The organism is Citrobacter sp. RHBSTW-01013 (assembly GCF_013781985.1).
GTDB lineage: Bacteria > Pseudomonadota > Gammaproteobacteria > Enterobacterales > Enterobacteriaceae > Citrobacter > Citrobacter braakii.
Map to the genome: position 1 here is coordinate 3,935,157 of NZ_CP056185.1, position 24,425 is coordinate 3,959,581.

At 50.1% G+C, this 24,425-nt stretch carries 18 protein-coding genes and 2 pseudogenes; 18 read left to right on the forward strand and 2 right to left on the reverse strand.

Translation table 11 applies throughout. The features are described from left to right. The first annotated feature begins 749 nt into the window (after positions 1-749). Positions 750-1,007 (forward strand): YjhX family toxin, encoded by a 258-nt coding sequence (locus tag HV350_RS18920; RefSeq protein ID WP_016151932.1) that lies wholly within the window; start codon positions 750-752, stop codon positions 1,005-1,007. Between the two features lie 13 nt (positions 1,008-1,020). Next, entirely contained in the window at positions 1,021-1,767 is a 747-nt protein-coding gene (locus tag HV350_RS18925) for a class I SAM-dependent methyltransferase (RefSeq protein ID WP_047417017.1), read from the forward strand. 49 nt (positions 1,768-1,816) lie between these two features. Here HV350_RS18925 and HV350_RS18930 read toward each other — a convergent pair whose 3' ends face one another. Next, positions 1,817-2,380 (reverse strand): DJ-1/PfpI family protein, encoded by a 564-nt coding sequence (locus tag HV350_RS18930; protein ID WP_049281633.1) that lies wholly within the window; start codon positions 2,378-2,380, stop codon positions 1,817-1,819. Positions 2,381-2,941: 561 nt separating this feature from the next. On the opposite strand from HV350_RS18930, the pseudogene HV350_RS26710 reads away from it, so the two are divergent. The 16 genes and pseudogenes from HV350_RS26710 to HV350_RS19005 all read left to right on the forward strand — a co-directional run bounded on the left by HV350_RS26710 (position 2,942) and on the right by HV350_RS19005 (position 22,885). Continuing rightward, positions 2,942-3,347: pseudogene (locus HV350_RS26710) on the forward strand (agmatine deiminase family protein). Beyond that, positions 3,319-3,693, forward strand: coding sequence for an agmatine deiminase family protein (locus HV350_RS26715; protein ID WP_230852488.1), 375 nt, complete (start codon positions 3,319-3,321; stop codon positions 3,691-3,693). The pseudogene HV350_RS26710 and the gene HV350_RS26715 overlap by 29 nt, the downstream one beginning before the upstream one ends. Positions 3,694-4,545: 852 nt before the next feature. Beyond that, positions 4,546-5,283 (forward strand): hypothetical protein, encoded by a 738-nt coding sequence (locus HV350_RS18940; RefSeq protein ID WP_181629125.1) that lies wholly within the window; start codon positions 4,546-4,548, stop codon positions 5,281-5,283. A gap of 76 nt (positions 5,284-5,359) precedes the next feature. Continuing rightward, on the forward strand, positions 5,360-5,854 hold the full coding sequence (locus tag HV350_RS18945; RefSeq protein ID WP_249418016.1) for a hypothetical protein: 495 nt from the start codon (positions 5,360-5,362) through the stop codon (positions 5,852-5,854). 127 nt (positions 5,855-5,981) lie between these two features. Beyond that, the gene (locus HV350_RS18950; protein WP_181629127.1) at positions 5,982-7,127 is read left to right on the forward strand and encodes a tellurite resistance domain protein; all 1,146 of its coding nucleotides are present in this window, start codon (positions 5,982-5,984) and stop codon (positions 7,125-7,127) included. A gap of 50 nt (positions 7,128-7,177) precedes the next feature. Further along, positions 7,178-8,647 (forward strand): SrfA family protein, encoded by a 1,470-nt coding sequence (locus HV350_RS18955; protein WP_181629128.1) that lies wholly within the window; start codon positions 7,178-7,180, stop codon positions 8,645-8,647. A gap of 17 nt (positions 8,648-8,664) precedes the next feature. Continuing rightward, a complete protein-coding gene (locus tag HV350_RS18960) occupies positions 8,665-10,521 on the forward strand; it encodes a virulence factor SrfB (RefSeq protein ID WP_249418017.1) in 1,857 nt (618 codons plus the stop codon). 23 nt (positions 10,522-10,544) lie between these two features. After that, positions 10,545-11,567, forward strand: a complete 1,023-nt coding sequence (locus HV350_RS18965) for an IS110 family transposase (protein WP_001567660.1) — start codon at positions 10,545-10,547, stop codon at positions 11,565-11,567. Positions 11,568-11,830: 263 nt separating this feature from the next. Continuing rightward, positions 11,831-12,127, forward strand: a pseudogene (locus HV350_RS18970) (transposase); the annotation flags it as partial. A gap of 303 nt (positions 12,128-12,430) precedes the next feature. Then, positions 12,431-13,660: a virulence factor SrfB gene (locus HV350_RS18975; protein WP_346267107.1), complete on the forward strand. Its 1,230-nt coding sequence runs from the start codon at positions 12,431-12,433 to the stop codon at positions 13,658-13,660. Continuing rightward, entirely contained in the window at positions 13,660-16,374 is a 2,715-nt protein-coding gene (locus HV350_RS18980; RefSeq protein WP_101700575.1) for a virulence factor SrfC family protein, read from the forward strand. The genes HV350_RS18975 and HV350_RS18980 overlap by 1 nt, the downstream gene beginning before the upstream one ends. Further along, a complete protein-coding gene (locus HV350_RS18985; RefSeq protein ID WP_181629130.1) occupies positions 16,368-17,381 on the forward strand; it encodes a hypothetical protein in 1,014 nt (337 codons plus the stop codon). Before HV350_RS18980 ends, HV350_RS18985 begins: the two co-directional genes overlap by 7 nt. Continuing rightward, on the forward strand, positions 17,378-19,339 hold the full coding sequence (locus HV350_RS18990; RefSeq protein WP_181629132.1) for a vWA domain-containing protein: 1,962 nt from the start codon (positions 17,378-17,380) through the stop codon (positions 19,337-19,339). Before HV350_RS18985 ends, HV350_RS18990 begins: the two co-directional genes overlap by 4 nt. Beyond that, positions 19,339-20,064: an ABC transporter ATP-binding protein gene (locus tag HV350_RS18995; protein ID WP_101700573.1), complete on the forward strand. Its 726-nt coding sequence runs from the start codon at positions 19,339-19,341 to the stop codon at positions 20,062-20,064. The genes HV350_RS18990 and HV350_RS18995 overlap by 1 nt, the downstream gene beginning before the upstream one ends. Further along, positions 20,054-21,268: an FtsX-like permease family protein gene (locus tag HV350_RS19000; protein WP_016151918.1), complete on the forward strand. Its 1,215-nt coding sequence runs from the start codon at positions 20,054-20,056 to the stop codon at positions 21,266-21,268. The genes HV350_RS18995 and HV350_RS19000 overlap by 11 nt, the downstream gene beginning before the upstream one ends. Before the next feature lie 48 nt (positions 21,269-21,316). Then, a complete protein-coding gene (locus tag HV350_RS19005; RefSeq protein WP_181629134.1) occupies positions 21,317-22,885 on the forward strand; it encodes an SUMF1/EgtB/PvdO family nonheme iron enzyme in 1,569 nt (522 codons plus the stop codon). A 110-nt stretch (positions 22,886-22,995) separates the two neighbouring features. Here HV350_RS19005 and HV350_RS19010 read toward each other — a convergent pair whose 3' ends face one another. Next, complete coding sequence (locus HV350_RS19010; protein ID WP_181629136.1) at positions 22,996-24,384, reverse strand: APC family permease; 1,389 nt, start codon at positions 24,382-24,384, stop codon at positions 22,996-22,998. Positions 24,385-24,425: the final 41 nt, after the last annotated feature.

A 24,425-nucleotide genomic window follows, 5' to 3' on the forward strand; every position in this document is an offset into this window, starting at 1 on the left:
TGATACTATTTCAATATTGCCGTAGGGGTCAGTAGAGCTAAATCGTCGTAATCAATAATGTTTAACATCAATAACGATAATATTAAAAATTCTATTTATGACGATAAGCCAAATAATATGCAGGCAAAAAAAAACCTCTCCCCCGAGAAGAGATTCAGGGCAGAGGTAATACGGGTGTTAAGGACATACTTATAGTTTTAATGATAACAGAAGCGCTTCTTGCAGGACCGAGTATACACACTTAGCCACGTTAAGAAAATTCTTAAAAACATTAAATTGCAAATTTCATTTAAAACCACAATTATGATAAAGGAGCATTTATCAAAGAACAAAATTAACCAACAAAAAGAGTAAATCATACTAATCAATGAGGTGATAAAAAAAGAATAGCAATGCTGTATGGCTACCGATAGCGTTTCTGGCGACGCTGAAACATTAAATTAATTTAATGAATAAATGCGATTTACATAACGAGAATTAAAAAGTCATTAAATAAAAGAAATACAATTTTTCGTTACAGATCACACTTCCACTACAAGGAAGTTCCCCTACTGTTTCTTGCAGGTATGATTCAGCATGTAAATACCTTTCAACTCAACCCGAGGCTTTGATGCTGGAGAATGTAATCATCTGATAATCAGCTTCCCGACCTTTTCAGGCCGGACTGGTTATCAATGCGCCGAATTCGAATGCGGACACCGCTGTGTGTTTGCACGTTTTGCACATGATGATTAAACAGGTTTTCCAGTATGAATTTATCCCGTCAGGAACAACGTACCTTACACGTTCTCGCCAAAGGTGGCCGTATTGCTCACGTCCGCGATGCCTCTGGCCGCGTCACTTCCGTCGAATGCTATAGCCGTGAAGGGTTGCTGCTCTGCGACTGCACGCTCGAGGTGTTCAAAAAGCTCAGAACCAAGAAACTGATCAAATCCGTCAATGGTCAGCCCTACCGTATTAATACGACCGGCCTGAACAACGTTCGCGCCCAACTTGATAATCGCTAAAGGAGAGAGAGAGATGGATATCCCGAAGATTTTTACCATCAGCGAAAGCGCACATCGCATTCATAATCCGTTCACCGCACAGAAATACGCCACGTTAGGCCAGGTTTTACGGATGGCACCGGGAACACGCATTCTGGACCTCGGCAGCGGTTCGGGTGAGATGTTGTGCACCTGGGCACGCGATCACGGTATTTCCGGCGTGGGTATCGATATGAGCCGGCTGTTCAGTGAGCAAGCCACCCTGCGGGCCAAAGAGTTGGGAGTCAATGAGCACGTGCGTTTTATTCATGCCGATGCAACAGGTTATATCGCCGAAGAAAAATTCGATATTGCCGCCTGCGTTGGTGCGACCTGGATTGCCGGCGGCGTCGCTGGAACGATCAGACAACTGGAACAAAGTCTCAAACCAGGTGGGATCATACTCATCGGCGAACCGTACTGGCGTCAAATACCCGCCACGGAGAAGATCGCCCAGGCTTGCGGCGCGACTTCAGTGACTGATTTTCTTTCTCTGCCAGAGCTCGTTTCATCTTTCGACCTGCTCGGTTATGACGTGGTTGAAATGGTACTGGCTGACCAGGAGGGTTGGGACAGATACGAGGCGGCAAAATGGCTGACGATGCGCCGGTGGCTGGAGGCAAATCCGGACGATGAATTTGCCCCGGAAGTCAGAGAGCAACTGAGGAGTTCACCAGCACGCCACGTAGCCTTCACCCGGGAGTACATTGGTTGGGGCGTGTTCGCACTCATACAGAGGTAATATCTACAGTCGGTATAACCAGGCAGGTTATACCGACTTTTTTCATCGCTTACTTCATTAATACTTCAACAAATTTAGCCAGCCATTGCGGATGCGCGGGCCATGCAGGCGCGGTAATCAGATTGCCATCCACGTGGGCTTGATCAATGCCGATATCTGCGTAATGCCCGCCGCTCAGACGAACTTCTGGCGCACAGGCCGGATAGGCGCTACAGGTCCGGTTTTCTAACACCCCCGCCGCCGCTAACAGCTGAGGTCCATGACAGACTGCGGCGATAGGCTTACCGGCAGCGTTGAAATCTTGCACCAGCTTAATGACATCCGGATTCAGCCGGAGATATTCCGGAGCACGTCCGCCGGGGATCAGCAGCGCGTCGTAATCGGTGGCCCGCACCTCGGCAAAATTCGCATTCAGCGTAAAACGATGACCCGGTTTTTCACTGTAGGTCTGCGCCCCATCAAAATCATGAATAGCGGTTTGAACGTAGTCCCCCTGACTTTTATCCGGACAGACGGCATCAACACGATGGCCCAGCATCTGCAATGCCTGAAAAGGCACCATCGTTTCATAATCTTCGACATAATCGCCGACCAGCATCAGTATCTTCTTCATTCACATCCCCCGCTCACGGTTATTAATGATGAGAAATAACGGCCATCTTTACTATAGCCCACGCATTTCACGACATTAATAAATACCGCAGGACAATCGGCCAGATCACAATCTGCATCAAGGCCCGCCAGACAGGGCCTCAGCGCAAGCTGACATTGCAAAACAGAGTTAATAAATATAAATTATATATAAATATATAGTTGAGAGGTTTTAATATCAGCCAGTACCACTCATTATATAAAATAAAGCGATTGCAACGTATATCTCCTGTGCTATATTCCGTCTGAAATTTACCGACGGACGTTTTATTTATTATTTAATAAATAAAATGCGCGCGCTCGTTATTATCTATTATTATTTTATTCACCTGCAGTAAGGTGAACATACGCAAAGGTTATTCCCATGATGACAAGACGTTCGTTCATCTGACAAGGTTTGGTGACATCAACAGGTACGCTACTCGCCAGCATGGCTGGTATCAGCTTGAGTCAACTTGCCCGCGCAGCAGAGAACCGCAGTTGGCTAATGACGGATGAAGGTGCGCCGCATACGGCAACCTGGATGGCGTTTGATGCCAGTGCAGAGATCCGGGAGCCTCATCTGCTGCCGATAGTGCAAGAAAATCTGGCATTGGTCGCCAAAACCATCGCGGCATTTGAACCGGTGCATATGCTGGTTCGCGAAGAAGACAGCGAACTCGCCGCGCGCCTGTGCGGGCCGTCGGTCAATCTGTTGGTTCACCCGATCGACGATCTGTGGATCCACCGGGCTGGTATTTGTAAAAAGCGCCAACGGCGCGCTCGGCGGTGTGGGATTTAATTTCAATGGCTGGGGCAATAAGGAGGAGCACGAACGTGATGCCGATGTGGCTGAATTCGTCACCGACTACGCTCAGGCCGAATTTATCCGCTCGGCGCTCCCCCTTGGAGGTGGTGGTATTGAGGTGGACGGTGGTGGCGGGTCTTGAGCAGGATCCATCCTCCTTTGACTACACCATCACCCGACGTCATCTGGAAATATTATGCGCCGCCACGGATGCCAAAGATCGGCACCTGGAGTTGGTGACGCTTGAAGGGCCGACCACCATCCGTCAGACATATGCGAGTGATAATTTCGCCGCGGGCTACATCAACTTTTATCTCTGTAATAACGCCGTGATTGCACCACAATTTGGCGATAAGCGCACTGACCGCAGCACCTACGCTATTTTGCAGGAGCTGTTTGCCGAGCATGAGATTATTCAACTGAATATTGATGGCATTGCAGCTGCCGGCGGTGGCATTCACTGCGCGACGCAGCAGCAGCCTCGTTAGTGGTTGATTATGCTAGCAGGGATTCTGGCGGATTACATGTAAAACAGAGATAGCGTACCTACCGGATGTATTCTGTTTTGCAACCTCACGACGTGAGGTAAATGCAAACAGGATACAACTCTTATCATCAATTATTCTTTCCTGCCTGAAGATAATTTCGGAAAAGAGAAATAAAAGTATACTTTCATTATCCGAAAATTAGATATTTCGAATAAAGAAAAACAAAGTCATCACAAGATAATACTCACATCACATAAGTGAAAAATTCTGCTTTAATATGCTTTAAAAAAGAAAGGCCGCTCAGTTCAGCCTCAGGTAAGTTATCGAGTTCCCACGGATAACACTTATCGCAACTACCAATCATAATAGTCATTTTATTATTGACTTAGATCAATCTACATGAACAACATTCAACCCTCTATGAAAACATAGCATATTAAATTAAGATAAATTCACATCGCGAATAAATCAGGTATACTCATAACGAATTTTTTATGTTCTGTGAGAAGGGCCCTCTGGTAACCGCACTGTTGATCATTTCACCATGGCTTACTCCGTATGAAGGCTCAACAACTTCGTTTACGTAAACAGCATAAATCATTTAAAAACAAATAGTTCACATTAAAAAAATTATAAAACAAAGTGGATACTTTTTATTTCGCCACCAATAGTAACAACACGAAATTAATACACCACTTAGTATTTTGATTCTATTGTATTACCGGGGTAAAAGTTATCACGTCATAAAAAATACAGAATTTAATTTTGCCCTATATGAAATCGTTACTTATGCGAAATTTAATCACCATACAGCTTTTTATCGTTGCTAATTTATGATTTAAGGAAAAAAAAGTGAACTCTTTTAACCGAAATACTGCTTGTCTGCTAATTTCCGCAACATTACTGCTGAGCGGTTGCGCCAATACTGGAAGCACTCTGCTGTCAGGAGCAAAACCGGATCCACGTCTGACAACCACCGAGCAATCCCAGTTTTTTAGTGCTTCTGGCGCGCAAGGTTGTGGCATTGGTGCGGTATCAGGTGCTGCGCTTGGCGCTGTGGTTGGTGCTCTGGCTGGCGACACCAAGAAAGCAATTGCAGGTGCTTCCATTGGTGGTGCTGCTGGGTGCGCTGCGGGTATGACGGCTAACTACTATCTTGATGGTCTGCAAAAAGATTATGCCTCCACAGCCGATCGCCTGCAGGCAATGGATACGGATATCAGCAAAGATACCGCTGCAGTAGAAAAATCTACCCTTGCTATGAAACAGGTTATCAGTGAAAACCAGGCAACCTTAACCAAAATTAGCATCCAAAAAGATAAGGCTGGCTTTGATAAAGCAGGAGCCAAAACACAATTAGCACAAATCGACGCCAACATCAGCAAGATGAAAGAGACCGTGAAAGGTATGAAAGACAAAGAGTCTGCCTACAAGGTCGCTTTGCAAGGACAAACTACTACCACATCTGCAGAGAAAACCAAGCTTGCTAATTTAAACAAAGAGTACAGTAGCCTGAATAGCAAGATTAGCGACCTGGAAAAAGAAACGAACGAGTTTTACGAACAACGCCAGGCTATTTCTCTGGGCTAAAAGCTTTAGGCCGATAGGATTATCGGCCTTTTTGGGGCCGTTTTGAAATGTAACGTGTTGTTATTTGACTCAATTTATGGATTATTTGATGAGAAAATATCTGCTTCTCGCCGCAATTGTGCTTACCGGCTGTACCACATCGCCACAGGACTGTGATTTACACGCACAAGATCCGAGTTTTATTACCAAACTAAGCTGCGCCACATCCGGCGGTTATCGTCAGCAGGTTGATCAAAAAGAGCAGCAGGTTCGACTCAGCCAGTATGAAAATGAGTCGGCGAAGCAACAGCAGGCTTATACCCAAAACCGACAGCAGAACGTCAATCAGAAGCTGGCCGATGAACAAGCAAGGTTAAATGCCGTGCGTTCAGACCTGTCACAGACCCTTGCACAGCTGAAGTCCAGCAAAATAAAAAGCAGTGAACGCCAGAAGGAAATTCAACAATTGCAGGACTTGCAACGGCAGTCTCAGCATGCCAGTGGCGCAAGTGAAATTGCTGCAATTGAAAAAAAAGTCGCAGAAGCCAAGCAGAAAATCAAAGTCCTGGAGGAAGCAAATACCCTTCGCTAAGGATGCCCTAAAAGTGGCGCAAATCCCCTGGCCACTTTTTCTGCTGCTGAAGAAAACGGCTCTGGCTTGCTGATATGCAACTGTATGCATACCACGCATATAACTCACAACAATAATGATTTCGGTTATGCAACGATTAACAACTGCTGCGCCTATTGATGAAGCGACTCTGACAATCTACGAGGAGACGGTTGCGATCATACACCGTCATCTTCCGCCATCTTTGGCGCTACTCTACGCCACCGCTCGCCGTGGTTCACAAGGACATCTGGAATGGTGGACTGAGCGCCAAGGGCTGGCAAAGCCCTTTTCTGCGCTAAGCGAGGCGGAACAAGCCTCCGTCCAGAGTAAACGCCAGCAGTACCATGATGTTCTGGCCGGTTTGATCGAGCAGTTACTCGCACGCGGCGAAGAACATTCAGCACATGCCTTACAAAGGCTGTTAACGCATTCGCGCGATCTTAACTGCTATAGCGTAGGTGGCGAACCTGTGCTGATTAACTGGGTCATTATCAGTGAAGCGCCCCCACTTCCCGTGGTCGTTATCCCGTGGTGGCGACGCTCCCTGCCATGGCTATTATTGCTGCTCTTGTTGCTGCTGATCGCCTGTGCCGGGTGGTGGTGGCATAAAAATTCCTTAACCTCGCCCTCTCCTCCGTTGCATCACGATGTGCCTACCGCTGCGCCTGCTGTAGCCCCAGCCAGCACGAACTTAACCCAGGCAAACCCCAGCATAAATCTGGAGAAACGCAAAGATTTTGGGCGGATTAAAATTAACCTGACCTGGCAACAGGGAAGCCATAAAGAGCCTATCGACCTCGATATCGCCGCCTTTATTCGTTTTAAAAATGGCAAGATCAGTGGTGCCGAAGCGTTGAGTAAGTTCTTGGGAAACTATGACAAACCGCCTTATCTGTTGCTGCAACAAGATCTTCGTGAAGGTAACAATCAAGAGGGTGAATGGCTCTTCATTAATGGTAGCCACTGGCAGGATATTGATGAGGTGCTGATTTATAGCTTCATTTACGGCGGTGCCGATAACTGGCAAGGGACCAATGCCACCATCACGATTTATGTGCCCGATCAACCCCCCATTATATCCACGCTGACTGACAGCAATCAGCGCAATAACGTTGCGGCGATAGCCAGACTCAAAAACGTCGATGGCAATATCACGGTTGAACGTCTGGACCGTTTCTTCCCTGACCGGAAGTCGCTGGATAAGCACTATGGCTGGGGTTTTGAATGGACGCCTGGCGCGAGTAAAAAATAGACTGCATCACTGTGGCTTTTGTTAAATCACAGCCTTACAAGGTTTAGACAATGCGAAATTCGATTCAGGGACCACTGCTGCGTACCGGGCATAATTCCTCATTTAAGGCTCTGGGTGAAACGGGCTATCCCGTTTTTAAGATGGCGTTCCAGTTACGTGAAGCAATCTACCGTCTTGACGCAGGGCGCGATTTGGCTCGTCATTTAGCTATCCCACAAAACGATCAGGGTGGTGACAGAACCGATTGGTACAGCAGCTTCCCTGGCGATGTCATCCCCTGGAGCGGTGCGAGTGAAGCGGAGCGGGAATCAGCACGCCAGCAATTTAATGCGTTTCAAATGTCAGTGCAGGCGTTAAGTGAACAGTTACTCAATGCTGAGCAAAACAGGACTGGGGGCGATCGCCGCGTCTTCGCACAGTTGCTGAAGTCAGTCACACATTTCCCGGATTATGAATTTGTGTACCTCGTAAACGGGATCCTGGTGATTACCTTTTGGGGATTTGTCCATCCGGAAGGCGAACAACGTAACCCTATGCATTGGCTGAGTCCGGCATTACTACCAGCCCCCCCTCACGCGGCCTCAACCCCTCTGGCTCCTGTAGACGCCGCTGTAACCCCAGCTGTTACACCTGATGTATATACCGTAGTGCGCAGACGCTGGAGCTGGCGTTGGTTACTCTGGTTGCTACTTGCATTGCTGCTGCTGGCATTATTGTTAGGTCTACTACGCGGATGCGTACCATCACTCTCCATTCCGGGACTCCCAGCCATCGCCACGGATAAAACGGCGATCGATGCGGCTCCTGCCATCGAACGTCCAGCCGTAGGCGTTTCCGATGTAACAACGCAGGTTTCCCGCACAGGTTCAGAAACCGTCGTGGGTTCAGCTGTCATCCCTGGTATATCTGAGGGTACTGCAGTCGATGCGCAGCAAGCTCTGGAACCAACATCGCCAGCCGTTCCGGCAGCGACAGCAACCACGCATGTCGGTGACGACACAATTCCCCCAGTTGTTCCTGCAAGTGATGCCAACGCTGATGCGTCGACTATTCCAGCACCTCTTGCTGTACCTGGAGCCGCAGACGCTCAAACGCCCCCCACAGTTCAACCAGTCACCACGCAGCCAGTCATCCCGGCACAGGGCACACCGCTGACGTTTCCTCCGGCCCTTCCCGATGGCCCGGCGCAGTTTCTTAACGGAGAATGGCGCGTGAATGGTGGTATTCAGGACAAGCTCACCGGGCGACCGTTGCAACTGCAATATAACTTTGCCCAGGGTAATGGCACCGTCAGCATACGCCAGTCCAGCGGTGTGACCTGCCGTGGCCCTGCCAGCGGCAATGTGCAGCAAGGGGCGCTAAGTATCACCAATCCTGAGCAGATGAAATGTAGCGACGGTTCAAACTTTATTGTACCGACAATCGAGTGCAAATCAGCCGCTGCTGGCCACGCCGATTGTATTGGCAGCAATGATGGGGAAAAAACATTCCCTATTCGCATGCTTCAACCTAATTCCTGAACAGGGACGAGATAACTATGTTGCCTGAGATTGTATCTTTCGATCGTCAAATTACCCTCGTGGGTGACTCTGGGATCCAGTTTATGGATTTCGGATTGTCACTTGGCCGCCTGCCTGCTGGCGAATTTGTCAAATTAGCAAACGGTGTACTCACCCGTTTAATTTACAACGAGCAGCGCGATTACTATTTCTATCAGCCGACCCCCGATAACATCGAGAAGGCAAAAAGCCAGTACGATATCCCTGTCGAACAGAGCCTGAAGTTGTTCGACGGCATCTGGTTACCGCTTCCTTTGTTTCGCTTTAGCCCACCGAATGTGTACCAGGAGGGACCGCTAAACTGGGCTCGTTTTCGTTTAGTCAAACTACCAGAACCCGATTTAGATGGTCACAGCCATCGCATGACGCTGGCGATCGACACCCGTATTATGGCTAAACAGCAGGCTGCCGCTGATCTCAGTCCGAACCAGGAAGATGTGAATGCTGGGGCAACCTTCGCCGTCGCGACAGCAACCTATGCCCTAAATTGGTACCTGACGCAGGACTGGATAACCGACTGGCTCAAAGAAGTATTCAAAGAAGCGAGCAAAGGCCGGGATATCGACGAGCGTGAGCAGGAACTTGCACAGCAATACCCGCTGGCACATTACCTGAACCTTCTATCATTGATGGCTATTCCAGTCGAAGGTCTGCAAATCCAGACTGAACCCGTCATTGAACTGCCGCAGTTCAGAGTGATCGCCAATCAGGAAACCAATGCGATTAAACCCATCGCCGTCGACCTGATACTCGACGTGGGCAACTCGCGCACCTGTGGCATTCTTATTGAAGATCATGGGCAATCAGGTTCAGGCATGAGGCACAACTATGTGCTGAAACTACGTGATCTCAGCGCCCCCGAACATATCTATACCGATCCTTTTGAAAGCAGGGTCGAGTTTTCGCAAGCCTTCTTCGGCAAAGATCACTGCTCTGTACGCAGCGGCCGCCACGACGCGTTCCAGTGGCCAACTATCGCACGTATTGGTGGTGAAGCCAGTCGTCTGGCGGCTCGTCGTAAAGGCAGCGAAGGTTCAACGGGTCTATCCAGCCCTAAACGCTATTTGTGGGATGAGAAGTTTTATGGCCAGGGTTGGCGTTTTAATGGCAGCTATGTGCAGGACAGCAATCCATTGGCAACGGCGGCACCGTTTGCCAACCTGATCGATGAAAGAGGCGAAGCCCTGCACACCATTGAAGATGAGATGGATCGCATCCCCGTCTTTACGCCACGCTACTCACGCAGTTCGCTGATGACCTTTATGCTGGCTGAAGTTCTGACCCAGGCCATTAGCCAGATTAACAGCCCGGAGCAGCGTATTCGTCAGGGACACGCCGGGATCCCGCGTCAGCTACGCCATATTATTCTGACGGTTCCACCAGGTATGCCCATGGCTGAACGCTGTGTGCTGGATGAACGCATGCGTCAGGCTGTCGGCTTGGTGTGGAAATCGTTACGCTGGCACAACGGCGAGAACGATCCGTATAAAGACGTACAAGAAGAGCATACGGAAGCTAACATCAAGATCCCATTACCTAAAATCAGGGTAGAGTGGGACGAAGCCTCCTGTGCACAGTTGGTTTACCTGTACACCGAGATTAATCAGAACTTTGCCGGTCATCCGGAAGAGTTTTTCGACGCAATTGGCCGACCAGACCGTACCGATCGTGAAAGTATCACTATCGCTTCAATTGACATTGGCGGCGGGACCACCGATCTGGTGATCACCGATTACCGCCTCGATCATAATGGGCACACAGGTGGTGGTACTAACGAATGGAAGGGACTTCCCCTGATTATGCGCCTGATTAACTCTTGTGCAATCATGGGGTAAACACAACCCCGGAGGGATTCGTTATGACCATTACTACTGTCGGTATCGATCTTGCTAAAAATGTGTTCGCTGTTCATTGCGTTGACCAGAATGGCAAAACCGTTCTGGTTAAATCCAGAGTAACCCGCGCAGCTCTTCCCGGGCTGATTGCTGGTTTGCCGCCCTGTGTTATCGGGATGGAGGCGTGCTCCGGGGCTCATTACTGGGCAAGACTGTTTCGGCAGTATGGTCATGAGCCGCGTCTGATGGCCGCTAAATTTGTATCGCCTTACCGCATGGCTGGTAAATCAGGGAAAAATGATGCAGCTGATGCTCAGGCTATCTGCGAGGCGGTTCGTCGCCCACATATGCGGTTTGTGCCGGTTAAGGATGAGAGCCAGCAGGCAATGCAGTGTCTGCATCGTACCCGACAGGGTTTTATCGAAGAGAAAACAGCAACATATAATCGTCTCCGGGGGTTGATATCTGAATTCGGCGTTATCGCCCCACAAAGTACAGATGCCCTGCGCCACATAGTTTTTGAGCAGAAGAATTCTTTACCACTTCAGGTTCAGCAATGTGTTGATGATTTGCTGGAGCACGTTGCTCGCATTGAAGATAACATCGCTGAATATGACCGAATTTTGTCCCGCATGGCCAAAACAGATCATCGCAGTCAGCGGCTGATGGAATTGAAGGGCGTTGGCCCCACAACGGCCTGTGCGCTGGTCGCCAGTATCGGTAATGCACATGATTTTAAGAATGGGCGCCAGCTGGCAGCCTGGCTGGGACTGACACCATCGCAGTACAGCAGCGGCGGAAAGTCGAAGCTTGGCAGGATAACGAAAGCTGGCGATTCGTATCTGAGAACACTTCTGGTTCAGGGTGCCCGCTCGGTACTGATCGGGGCGGAGAAAAGGACTGATTTATTCAGTCGTTGGGTCTGCTCACTGGTCGAACGCAGAGGATACTGGCGCGCTGTTGTTGCCATCGCTGCCAAAAATGCAAGACTGTGCTGGGCATCATTGCATTACGGTGATGATTTCAGGTTGTACTCAGCCAGCTAAAGTACAAAGCTGTATGACCATCTGTTCTGCAACTCGTTGATGATAAAGGGTTAGACCCCGTGAGGTATATCTGCTTATTGTACAGGGCAAGTGTACCCGACTAACGAACTAGAGCCTCACGAGCGTCTTTCATCAGGGTCCGAATCGATGACGATTCATCATGACCGTTTATAGTACCGCAGTCTCTCCCCTTTATTTTTTTACTATAGTGCAGACAGAAACCGTAAACACCGGCGTTGACATGCCGGGGAAGCCCTTATAGCCAGCTGGCAGCCTGGCTGGGACTGACACCATCGCAGTACAGCAGCGGCGGAAAGTCGAAGCTTGGCAGGATAACGAAAGCTGGCGATTCGTATCTGAGAACACTTCTGGTTCAGGGTGCCCGCTCGGTACTGATCGGGGCGGAGAAAAGGACTGATTTATTCAGTCGTTGGGTCTGCTCACTGGTCGAACGCAGAGGATACTGGCGCGCTGTTGTTGCCATCGCTGCCAAAAATGCAAGACTGTGCTGGGCATCATTGCATTACGGTGATGATTTCAGGTTGTACTCAGCCAGCTAAAGTACAAAGCTGTATGACCATCTGTTCTGCAACTCGTTGATGATAAAGGGTTAGACCCCGTGAGGTATATCTGCTTATTGTACAGGGCAAGTGTACCCGACTAACGAACTAGAGCCTCACGAGCGTCTTTCATCAGGGTCCGAATCGATGACGATTCATCATGACCGTTTATAGTACCGCAGTCTCTCCCCTTTATTTTTTTACTATAGTGCAGACAGAAACCGTAAACACCGGCGTTGACATGCCGGGGAAGCCCTTATAGTACATATCATCCCCAACCAGCGCTTTCGCGACAGTTTTAAGATCGCAGGTGATGACATTTTGCTGGATGTTATTCAGTCATACGTTCTCCCCGCTTTTGAGCAAGCCCTGCGTGAAGTCGGTGTGATGTCCACTGAAACATTGATGTCCCAGTTGTGCGGATCGCAGAATATTAGTGCAGCCGAAGCCGTGCTTCGCCAACAGCTAAGCCTGCAGCTGTTCGTCCCGCTCGCATTACATATCCTGGGAACATACGAACATTATGATCCGCTTGATGAACAAACGCATACCCTGATTAACCAACGTGTCGGCGATTTGCTACCAGTCGGTTGTATTCGTGATGAAGTCGAAGGATTCGTGCGCCGAGAAGTTCAGAAAGCGGGAGGTCCGACCGACTTTAAGCTCGCGGATATCATGCTTAATCTGCCACTCGCCAAACTCCATGGCGATCTCTGTGCAGGTAAGTTCAGCATCGATAAAGTCCTGACCGCACTCTGTGAAGTGCTGTCTTATTATCATTGCGATCTGCTGCTACTCACCGGCCGGCCGTCTCAGTTACCTGGGATTCAGGCGATTATTCGTCGCAACCTTCCGTTACCGCCAGGGCGTATTCTGCCGTTACATGGTTATCAGACTGGTACCTGGTATCCGTTCCATAAAAACGGTCATATCGACGATCCGAAAAGTACGGCTTCAGTGGGTGCCATGCTCACGCAATTGTGTGCAAACCATAGCATTCCTAACTTCCATTTCCGCACCTCAGAGCTGAAACCGTATTCAACGATTCGCCATATCGGCACCATTGATATGGATAACCTGATTCGCGATGCCGACATCGTTTATCAACATATCGATTCTGAAAACGGGCAGATCAAGCTTCCGGCTATCACCGATGAAAATGGCGAGAAAACCACACAAAGCATCGTTATGCGTGGCGACCTGCGCTTAGGCTATCGCCAGTTGAATGCAGAACGCTGGACTGCTGCACCGCTGTATACCCTACGTTTTAGCGAAGAAGGACGTAAAAAATTCTCTTCGGCTCAGTCCACGGATAACGGCTCCCCGTATCTCAAAGTCAGACTGGCGATCGATAAGGGTAAACGAGCTCGTCAACTTGGACTGATTAGCGATCGCCTGACGATCGCCGATGTCAGCAGCAACACCGATAAGTCATTTAGCAAACGTGATTTGGATCTGGAACTCAATACGATGCCCGATAGAGGGCTCATTGATAGCCGTCACTGGCTCGATAGCGGGAGTGTTAAAAAATAATGAATAGCGAACAAAAATCTCTCACTCAGGGTTGGGCTGCTATCGCTCAGGGATGCCTGGACGCACTCGGATGGGTCGACAACGTACGCCCCGGTTCACGTCGTTTAGACAACGAAGCAGACAAACTCAACTTGAGTTTGCTGCGTACGAGAAACCTGGCCAATAGCCTGACTCAGGTTGCCAAAACACCGATGACCGTCGGTTTTTTCGGTATTTCTCAGGCAGGGAAATCGTACCTCATTTCAGCGCTCGCCGCTGGTAGCAATGGGTCGCTGGAAGCACTCTACGGCGAAAGGCGTGTTGACTTTATCAAAGAGGTTAACCCTGTCGGCGGAGGTAAAGAAGCGACGGGGTTGGTCACTCGCTTTACCCGTCAGGCGCCCGCCGCACCGGCTGGATACCCAGTGCCGTTGCGCCTGTTCAGTGAAATCGATTTGGCTAAGATTCTGGCCAACGCGTGGTTTAACGACTTCAACCATGAGCAATTGAGCTATCAGCTTGACCAAAGCCGGGTTGAAGAGCGCCTGCGCCCATTCCTGCAGCGGGCTGTGCAGGTACAGGAATATAACGGCGTCAGCCAGGAAGATGTCGTCGCCTTGTGGGATTACCTTAACGCCTCCTTTAAAAAGTCAGTTGAGAAGCTTGAACACGCCTGGTGGCCGCAGGTGTTGAAAATTGCCCCGACGTTGAGCCCAAATGATCGTGCAGAGCTCTTTTCCCTGTTGTGGGGAGAACAGCCAGCCCTCACAGAAACCTACCGTTCATTAGCCAATGTACTGGCGAAACTGAACCATACCCGGATGGTATTTGCCCCACTGGAAACGCTGACTGACCATAGCAGCGGCAGTATCATGAACGTTGATAGCCTGAACAGGCTGGGCTCCAGCCAGGATCGCAACGTTGAGATCCGTTATTGGAAAGAAGAACAACAAATTGGTAGCGCCAACTTAACGCAGGCGGAACTGGCGGCCTTAACCACAGAGCTGATTTTTCCTCTGGCAGAAGTTGAAACCGACAGCGTTGTGGAACAGGTTGATCTGCTCGACTTCCCTGGCTATCGCGGTCGTCTCAAGATCACTGCACTTGAACAGGCTGGCCGGGATGGACTTAACGCAATTTCGCAGCTCCTGCTTCGCGGAAAAGTTGCTTACCTGTTCGAACGCTATACCGATAACCAGGAAATGAATGCGCTTGTCGTATGCGCCAGCTCAGCCAAACAGAGCGACGTTGCTGATGTGGGTCCGGTATTAAACCGCTGGGTAGAGAAAACCCAGGGTAAGAGTGCCGAAGAGCGCGGAGGCCGCAACCCGGGTCTGTTCTGGGCAATCACCATGTGTGATATGCGAATCGTCAACAGCCTGCAACATACCGAAAGCCAGTTAAAAGAAGGCTGGGAAGGTATGATGCACATGACTTTACTGGAGCGTTTCTCGCACTATGAATGGCTTCCACAATGGGCACCCAACCAGCCTTTCAACAACTGTTTCCTGGTACGCAAACCCGGGCTCGATAACCCCTTCCTGAGGCTTGAAGGGGATGCTGGACAGGAGCGACTCCTGGAAGTGGGTATCAGCGATCGTTACCGTGATGTACTCGATACCATGGGCAGTACCTTCGTCTGCGGAAAAAATGTGAATATGCACGTTGCAGAACCGAAAGCAGCCTGGCAGGCAATGCTCGAACTCAACGACGGTGGAATGTCGCGCCTGACTAAAGCACTACGCGGCGTCGCCCATCTCGACTTCAAGTTAAAACGTTTACAGCAACAACTGCTGCAATGTCGCATGGAAACCGGCGATCAACGCCTTGGTCGGTGGTACGAAAAAGACGGTGATGGGCAGATTGTGAAAAAACAAGCAATTGCCAAAGAGTTATGGCAGGGCTTGTCTGCATGTTCCCACAATATGGGGGAGCTTATCGAACGCTTGGTTCTGCCGACTCAGGAGCTCAACAACATTTATTTGAGTATTCGCGACCTCGACCAGGCGCCGCAAACCGAAGGCGAAAGCCCGACCATCAATGCTTTCGCAACCAGCCCGTTTGGTGGTAATCCTTTCGCTGAAAACCCCTTTGCCAGCGATCCCTTTGCGACTACACCTGTTGAAACCGCCGTTGTTGATGCGCCAGCAACTGCCGCAACGGAACGTGTAGGCCAGGATGATGATTTCGCGCATCAGGCCTTTAAAGCCTGGGTAGCCCACCTACGGGAGTTGCCGCAGCAACCGTTGCAGTGGCGTCAACTGGGCATGAGCAGTGAGCTGATGAATCAACTCAGCGAAGAGCTAATCACCGCCGCCACACGTTTGGATCTGGAAGGGACATTGAAACATGCCCTGGCGGGTCAAGAGCAGGCTGAAACAACCCGCGTACACATGCGAGCACGTCAGGTTTTACGTGCTCAACTGACCATACGTGATTTTATTGCCTGGTTTGGTTATCTCACGCTGCCAGCAGAAAAGGTACCCAACAGCTATGTTGGCGAGAAAAATAAAGTGTTTCTGCGTCAGAAGCAGCTCGCTAACGATGAGTTGCCACAACTCGCCGCCGTCGCACCACAGCCCGGCGTTTCCTATCTGGGTGACTGGCTTTCTGCTTTGATGAGCGTCATCCTGGACAATGCGGGTCATAGCGCCACACGGGATATTTCCTTCGAACAGAATCGTCAACTTGGTCAGATTATCAGCCAATTGAAACAAGAGAACATGCCATGCTAGCTAAAATCATCGCCTGCCAGCCGGCAGAGCCAGGTACTGCACAACTAATGGTCCGCCTGCGTGGTGAAACCGCAATATTGACTAATCTGACCTTTACTCTGTGCAATAACGAGCAGAACTACCTACAACCCGATGGCAGTTGGAGCCCTGCACAACACTGGTTTACCATGAACGGTGGTTATGCGTTGAATAATGGTAGCGGTTTTCGTATTGGCCCAACATTGCTTGACCCATTGCTGGCGACGGCAAGCCAGGTACAAATTCAGATCAAGTTGGATTCTGGAGAAACACGCAATACCACGTTACAGCTGGCGCGCGACGAACTGTTCTCTTCTGAAGCAAGAGGTGAAACAGGCAACTATAGCGGCAGCAGCATGCTGGCTACTCCAGAAGTTCCTTCTGAGCCCGTCATTGCGACAGAAACCGTTGTTGCCCCTGAACCTGTAGAGCCGGTTATTCATACTGAAGTGAGAACTCCAGCGAAATCAGGGCCCTCCCGTCTTCCTGTCATTGGAGCGGCAATACTGGCATTAGTCGTGATTGCCGGTGCGCTGTGGTGGTTTTTAGGGCGGGATAAATCACCGGAAGTCCCCCCCGTTGAACAAGCACAGCAAGAAACACCGGCGTCTGCACCCGCTTCCGCACCAGAGCCTGTCGCTCATAGTACCTGTTCTGCACAGGGTTTGAACAGCCAGAACGAGCTTGATTTCGTCCAGAGCTGTGTTCAGGAAAAGCTCGACAGTGACAAACTGCTGACCATTATCCAGGCCGCAAAAGAGGCTAAAAAATGTGGTGTTGCACAGCGTCTGTATGCTAACCGTGCCCAGGGTGGCGATACCAAAATCGCGCTCGTGTACGCAGGTGAATACGACCCGAAATACCACCAGCCAAGTGAATGTTTCAAAGCGCCAGATAAAGATACTGCAGCATATTGGTACGAAACGGTTCTGCAAACGGAGCCTGACAACCAAACGGCCAAACAGCGCCTTAAGGAGCTAGGAAAATGACCTGGAATCCGATGAGTCGTCTGGCTCTGCCATTATGTGGCCTGTTGCTCAGCGGGCATGTATTTGCCGCTGATGGCGACAAACCTCTGCTCCAGGAAGGTAAGAAAACGTTATATCAACGTGTTCTCACTACCCCGGGTTGCAAACTTGGGACTACCGCAGGTGATGATAAAGGTCAGCTACAGCCGGCCTTCAGCAGCCTGTATGTTTATCAAAAAGAAGATGCAAACGGCCAGAGCTGGCTTAAGGTCGGGCCGGATAGCTTTGGTAAAACTATTGGCTGGTTGCCAAAGTCATGTACCGTCGACTGGAAAATGCAGCTCACATTGGCATTTACCAACCCGGCAAACCGTGACCGTTTGCTGTTCTTTAAAGAGAGAAAAAGCCTTGATGATATTCTCTCTGCCCCCGATCCCGTATCGCTGATTGCCCCGCTTCGCGCCAGGTTAAAACGGGACGGCCATGCCGAGGGTATTCAGGCTGAAGAGCCCGAGTATTTTGTCGATCTGCAAAAGCAGTTTTATCTGCTGCCAATCCTGAGCGGCGAAGAGGTCATGACTGAAGATGGCTTCTATACTCGTCTGCTTAACGTAGCCTCCGTCAGTAAAGCTGAAACGGCTAAAAAACAAGAAGATAACGTAAATCAATTGAAAGGGTTTAACGCCTCGGTGGTCTTCGTTATTGACTCAACCATTTCAATGGGGCCTTACATTGAACGTACCAAAGAAGCGGTTAATAAGATCTATGGCAAGATCAAACAAGAGCATCTGGATGGGCAGGTTAAGTTTGGGCTGATCTCATTTCGTTCAAACACCAAAGCCGTTCCGGGCCTTGAGTACCGCACAAAGATTTACGCAGATCCTAGCCATGTGAAAGATGGTGCGGATTTCCTGAAGAAGGTCGCTGATTTAAAAGAAGCGAAAGTCTCCAGTTCTTTGTATGACGAGGATGCGTATTCCGGCGTGCTATCAGCTATTGATGACATTGACTGGAGCCCGTTTGGCGCACGTTACATGGTCCTGATTACCGATGCAGGTGCTATTGACGGCAGCAACAAACTGTCAGGTACCGGTCTGGATGCCAGCCAGCTTCGCCTTGAGGCGGGTAACCGCGGTATTGCTATCTATACGCTGCACCTAAAAACATCAGTCGGCAAAGATAACCATGCCAAAGCCGAAAGCCAGTACCGGGATCTCTCCAATTTTGACAGTACCCAATCCAACCTTTACCAGGCCGTAAATGCCGGTGATCTTAAGATGTTTGGCCAGCAGGTAGATGCGCTAGCTTCCGCCATTACTGAGCAGGTTAAATCTGCTTACATGGGTGATGCTGCGATTGGTAGTGCGCTTTACGCGAAAGACGATGGACAGAAACTGACACCGGAGCAAAAGCTGCTTCAGGATACGGCATTAATTGGACATGCCATGCAGTTGGCCTATCTGGGTAAGCGTAACAGCACACAAGCCCCGTTAGTCTTTCAGGCATGGATTAGCGACCGCGACCTGATTAAGCAAAACATTCCTACCACCGACGTTCGTGTTCTCTTGACCAAAGGTCAGCTAAGTGACTTAAGCGATGCTGTCAGCCAGATCCTTAAAGCAGCAAATGAGGGGATGATCTCACCGACCAAAATGTTTGAGCAACTGCGTACTGTTGCAGCAACAATGGGCGCTGATCCTAACCAGCTGAAACAACAGGATAATGCCCGCATTGGCGATCTGTGTGTACTGGGAGAATATCTGGCCGATCTTCCCTATAAGAGCGATGTCCTGAACCTCGACGAAGAGACCTGGAAAAGCTGGGATGGATTGTCACAGGAGAAATTTATCCGCACGCTGTCATCCAAACTGCGTCATTACCAAAAATATAACGCCGATGTTGATCGCTGGGTTGAGCTGGCAAAAGGAAGCGATCCACGCGATCGCGTTTATCCCATCCCACTGGAAATGATGCCCTGATGCTGCGCATAGAGGAGTTGTGCGTTCTTCGTGGTCAGGGCAGTCATGCTCACCGGGTTTACCTGCCGCAGTTCACGCTGCGGCCAGGCCAGGTCGTCGCGGTCACAGGTGAAAGTGGATGTGGTAAAAGCACGCTACTGGAAGCCATCGGCTTATTACTGCAGCCCAGTAAAATCGGGTGCTTCGAGCTGGAAGAAGGTGCACAGCAATTTGATATCGCAACGCTGATAAAGGATGAACAACATAATAAACTAGCGGGTATTCGCGCCCGTCAGCTTGGCTTTGTGTTACAAAATGGGGGGTTGCTCCCCTATCTGAGCGTCAAAGATAACATCCTTCTGCCGTGTCAATTGCTGGGATTACGCCCCGACAACGCGCTGCTGGATAGAGTAATCGATGCTCTCAAACTTGCGCCATTATTGGCCAAATATCCAACGCAGTTGTCGTTTGGTGAACGACAGAGAACCGCTTTCGCACGTGCGATATTGCACCGTCCAAAACTGGTACTGGCGGATGAACCAACAGCCGCACTTGATCCTTACAACGCAAAGAAATTATTTAGCCTGTTTATTGAACTGGTCCGCCAGGAAGGCATGATGGCGCTGATTGTTTGCCATGACTGGCCACTGGTACAACATTTCAATTTACCCTGTTTAACTGCCCAGCCTGAACCGTTAGTGGCATCGTCGAATCACGAACAGGGAGGAACCTATTTTGTCCTTTAACCGAGCCAGACTGCTGGGCCGCCTGGCTATGCAAGACCTGTGGCACGATCGCATCATTTCTTTTTGCATCGTCTCTTCTCTCGTCGCTGTTATCGCACCTTTATTACTTCTTTTCGGTTTGCGTTTTGGGATTGTGAACCAGCTGCAAGAAGATCTGGCCAGTGACCCTCGTAACCTGGAAATCCGTATGCTGAGTAGCGGCAGCTACAACCAAAACTGGATCGAAGAGTTACGGCAGCGACCCGATGTGGGTTTCGCCATCGGACAAACGCGTTCACTAAATACGCTTGCTGACCTGCAAACAGACAGCACACATTTCATTGAGAATGCTGAAGTTATTCCAACAGACTCAGGGGACCCTTTACTCAAGTCCCTTGAACTCCATCAGGAAAACGAGGTTGTCATTACCCAAGAAGCCGCACGTAAATTAGCGGTCAGTGTTGGTGATTCGCTCTCTTTGCGAGTAGGCAGAATGCTTGATGAACGCCGGGAATGGGGACGAAAAAGCGTTACCGTCGTGGGGATTTTGCCTGCGACCTATTTTAATCGTGCCGCAATCTTTACCCAGCCTTCGTTATTGCTTGCGCTTGAACATTTCCGCGATGGCTATGCGGTAACTGGGTTGGGGATGACCAGCGGTGCGCAGCTTGACGGTAAACCACCGCTCTATGCACGCGCCAGATTATACGCCCGCGATATTGATCAGGTTGCCAGCCTTGAGCGCGATCTCCGGGAGCAGCGCATCGAAACCACCAGCCGTCTGGCTGATATAGAAAATGTGAAAAGCATCAATCGGGTTTTGGGCATTATTTTTAATACCATTGCCGCCACTGCACTGGTTGGCTGTATTTCCTCACTTATTGGCTCATTTATCGCGAATGTTGACCGCAAACGTAAACATATTGCTGTCCTCCGCCTGCTCGGTTTTACCCGTCCGGCAGTGGGTGCCTATGTGATTTTTCAAGGCTGTCTGCTTAGTCTGGTGGCTTATATCGGCGGCTTTGCGATCTACCTCTTAGCCAGTCAGGTCTTTAACCAGGCGTTAGCGGGCAGTCAGGCAACGGGTCAGATGATTTGTAAGATCACCCCGTTGCACGGCCTCGTCGCTCTGATACTCACCATCATCGTGGCGACACTGGTCGCCGGCATTGGTGCCTGGCGCGCAATTAATATTGAACCTGCGCAGAGCCTGCGCGAGGCATAACCCTTATTCCTACTTGCCCAAGGCATTTATCATTTGCGGAGAACGTCCATGACCCTTACCCCTTCCACATTATCACGCTGGCTGGCGCTGACTCTGCTGGTGAAGATGTCACCCGTGCTGGCCGAACCGTGGGCAGAGAAAATCTATAACCCCAAGCCGGATAGCGAAGATATTATTTTGCCCATGCCCTGTGAAGGCTCCATGGTTTTCCGTCAGGTAGAAATCCCGGTCTCAGGTCCTCTGGATGATATGCCGATCACCTTAGGAGAAGATGGCGGAGAATGGGGTTTTGTTGAACACAGTTATCCAACCTTCATCGCCGGTAGCTTTACCGAAAGCAAAAAAAACAAAGGTCGTTACTATTTGATGGCCAAATATGAACTGACAGCATTGCAATACCAGGCATTAACCAGCGGTACCTGTCCCACGCCATCACGTAAGTTAAGCATCGCAGAAACCAATATCAGTTGGTTCGATGCAGTAAATTTTGCCGATAAATATAACCAGTGGTTACGCACGAATGCTCTCGACAAATTACCGAAAGAGGATGGCAACCCTGGATTTTTACGTCTGCCCACTGAAGTAGAATGGGAATTTGCAGCACGCGGCGGCCTCAAGGTAAACAGTGCGGAATTCCGTGATTCCCACTATCCGATGGATGACATGAAAAATTACGAGTGGTATTCCGGGTCGCAGTCCTCTAACGGCAAAGTACAGCTCATTGGGCTGTTGAACCCTAACCCCCTCGGCCTACACGATATGCTGGGCAACGTCTCTGAGATGATGCTCACCCCATTTTATCTCAATAAAATCAACAGACTTCACGGCCAGGCTGGTGGTTTTGTGGTTCGCGGAGGCAGCGTCATCTCGAATGAATCAGAGATCCGTAGCGCGACCCGTAAAGAAATTAACTACTACGATGAAGCCCATCCTTTCACCAGCAAAACCACCGGCCTGCGTCTGGTACTGGTCTCTCCGACCATTACATCAACAGACCGAGTGAAACAGCTGGAGAAAAATTGGGCTGCTCTCGGCGCAGATAAACCAGGTATAGATAAGAGCAAAGAAGTCCCCACAGACACCGCAAAAGCGCTGGGAAGCCTGGCATCAGGCATTGAAGACACAGAGCTGAAAAAGAAACTGAAGGATCTGGAAAATCAGCTCCGCGCCAGTAATCAGCAACAACAGGAAGAACGGGCACAATCGATCCGCGCCAGCCTTAACCTCGGCTCCTTCCTTTGCACAAAATTGCAGGATGATGGCCGCTTTCTTGACTTCCTCAATCACAACTATGAATTGCTGTGTAAAGATAAAGATGACAGTGATAAAAATTGCGCGATCCGAAAAACAAAACTTGGTGAGCAAACAGATCGCCTGCAACAGCTGACGAGTTACTACGCCAGTAGTCTGGTTGATTCAGCCACGCTTTATGGTCAGGAAGGTCTGAAACATGAAGTGATGGTTTTCGATCAAATGCTCACACTGAACAAACGTCTTGCAGGCCTTAAGCCATTCCTCGCCGCGCACTGGCAGAACCAGCAACAATATCTGGCAAACGGGAAAATTGATGCAACCAGATGGTTGGATACATGTAAGCAAATTAAAAGTGATCATTGATTTCACTCTGATTAAACGCACATGAATAAAAGGGGCGTACCCTGGCAGTTCGCCCCTTTAGTGACTAACAGAGTTCACAAGTTGGTTGATAACTCACCCTTTGGAAAAAGTCACTCCCAGGCCTGCTCAGATTTCGCGGCGTCAAACTGCGGCGGCGGCTTGCGGAAACGTCCGGTCAGGTAGGCGAGATACACCAACCCCACGCCAGCCCATACCAGTCCCAGCGTCAGCGATGTCACCTCCAGGTTCACCCACAGTACGGCAACGGTGGCGGCGCCGACCATTGGCAATACCAGGTAGTGCAACTTTTCCTGCCAGGTATGCTTACGCCCTTCACGACGCCAGAAGTGGTTAAACACGGACAAATTAACGAACGTAAAGGCCACCAGCGCGCCAAAGTTAATCAATGCCGTGGCGGTCACCAGGTCAAAAAACAGGGCCGAGAGTGCCACAATCCCGACCATAATGACGTTCAGCGCGGGTGTACGCCATTTCGGATGGACATAGCCGAAGTACTTCTCCGGAAAGACGTTATCGCGGCCCATCACGTACAGCAGACGCGAAACGCTGGCATGGGAGGCCAGACCTGACGCCAGCGTATTCACAAAGGTCGTACACAAGAAAATAGACTGGAACAGTTTGCCGCCAACGTACAGCGCAATCTCCGGCAGCGCCGCGTCCGGGTCTTTAAATCGGCTAATATCTGGAAAAAACAGCTGCATAAAGAACGAGGCAGCAATGAAGATCAGTCCACCGTAAAGCGCGGTAAGGAAAATTGCTTTTGGAATGGTACGCGCGGCATCCGGTGTCTCTTCAGAGAGCGTGGTTACCGCATCAAAACCGAGAAACGAGAAGCAGACGATGGTCGCCCCGGTGATAATCGGGATCAAATGCGCATTCTGGCTGATAAACGGTTGCAGCGACCAGACGGTCCCGACCCCTTCGCCTTTGTGCAGCCCCTGCACCACGAGAACAATGAACACCACGATTATCGCGACCTGCACCAGTACAAACAGCGCATTGAAGTTCGCCACCAAATTAACGCTTTTCAAATTGGCCGCGGTGAGGATCCCTACAAACATCACTACCCAAATCCATGGCGCAACGCCCGGGAACAGCGCGGAAAGGTAAATTTTCGCCAGCAGGACGTTAATCATCGGCAGGAACAGGTAATCAAGCAGTGACGACCAGCCGACCATAAACCCCACATGCGGGTTGATTGCTTTTTGCGCATAGGTGTAGGCAGAACCGGCTTGTGGAAACTGGCGTACCAGCTTTCCGTAACTGATGGCGGTAAACAGCACGCCCGCCAGGGCCAGCAGATAGGAGGCCGGAACATGGCCATTGCTGATTCCCGAAACAATACCAAAGGTGTCAAATACCGTCATCGGTGTGAGATAGGCCAGCCCCATCACCACCACCTGCCACAGCTTGAGGGATTTACGCAACCGTGCTTTGCCCGGCTGGGCCGCGAGATCCACAGAAGAATTAGTCGACATAGCTTTCCTCCCCGCCACGGGCCCAGATCTGCGTTCGAAAC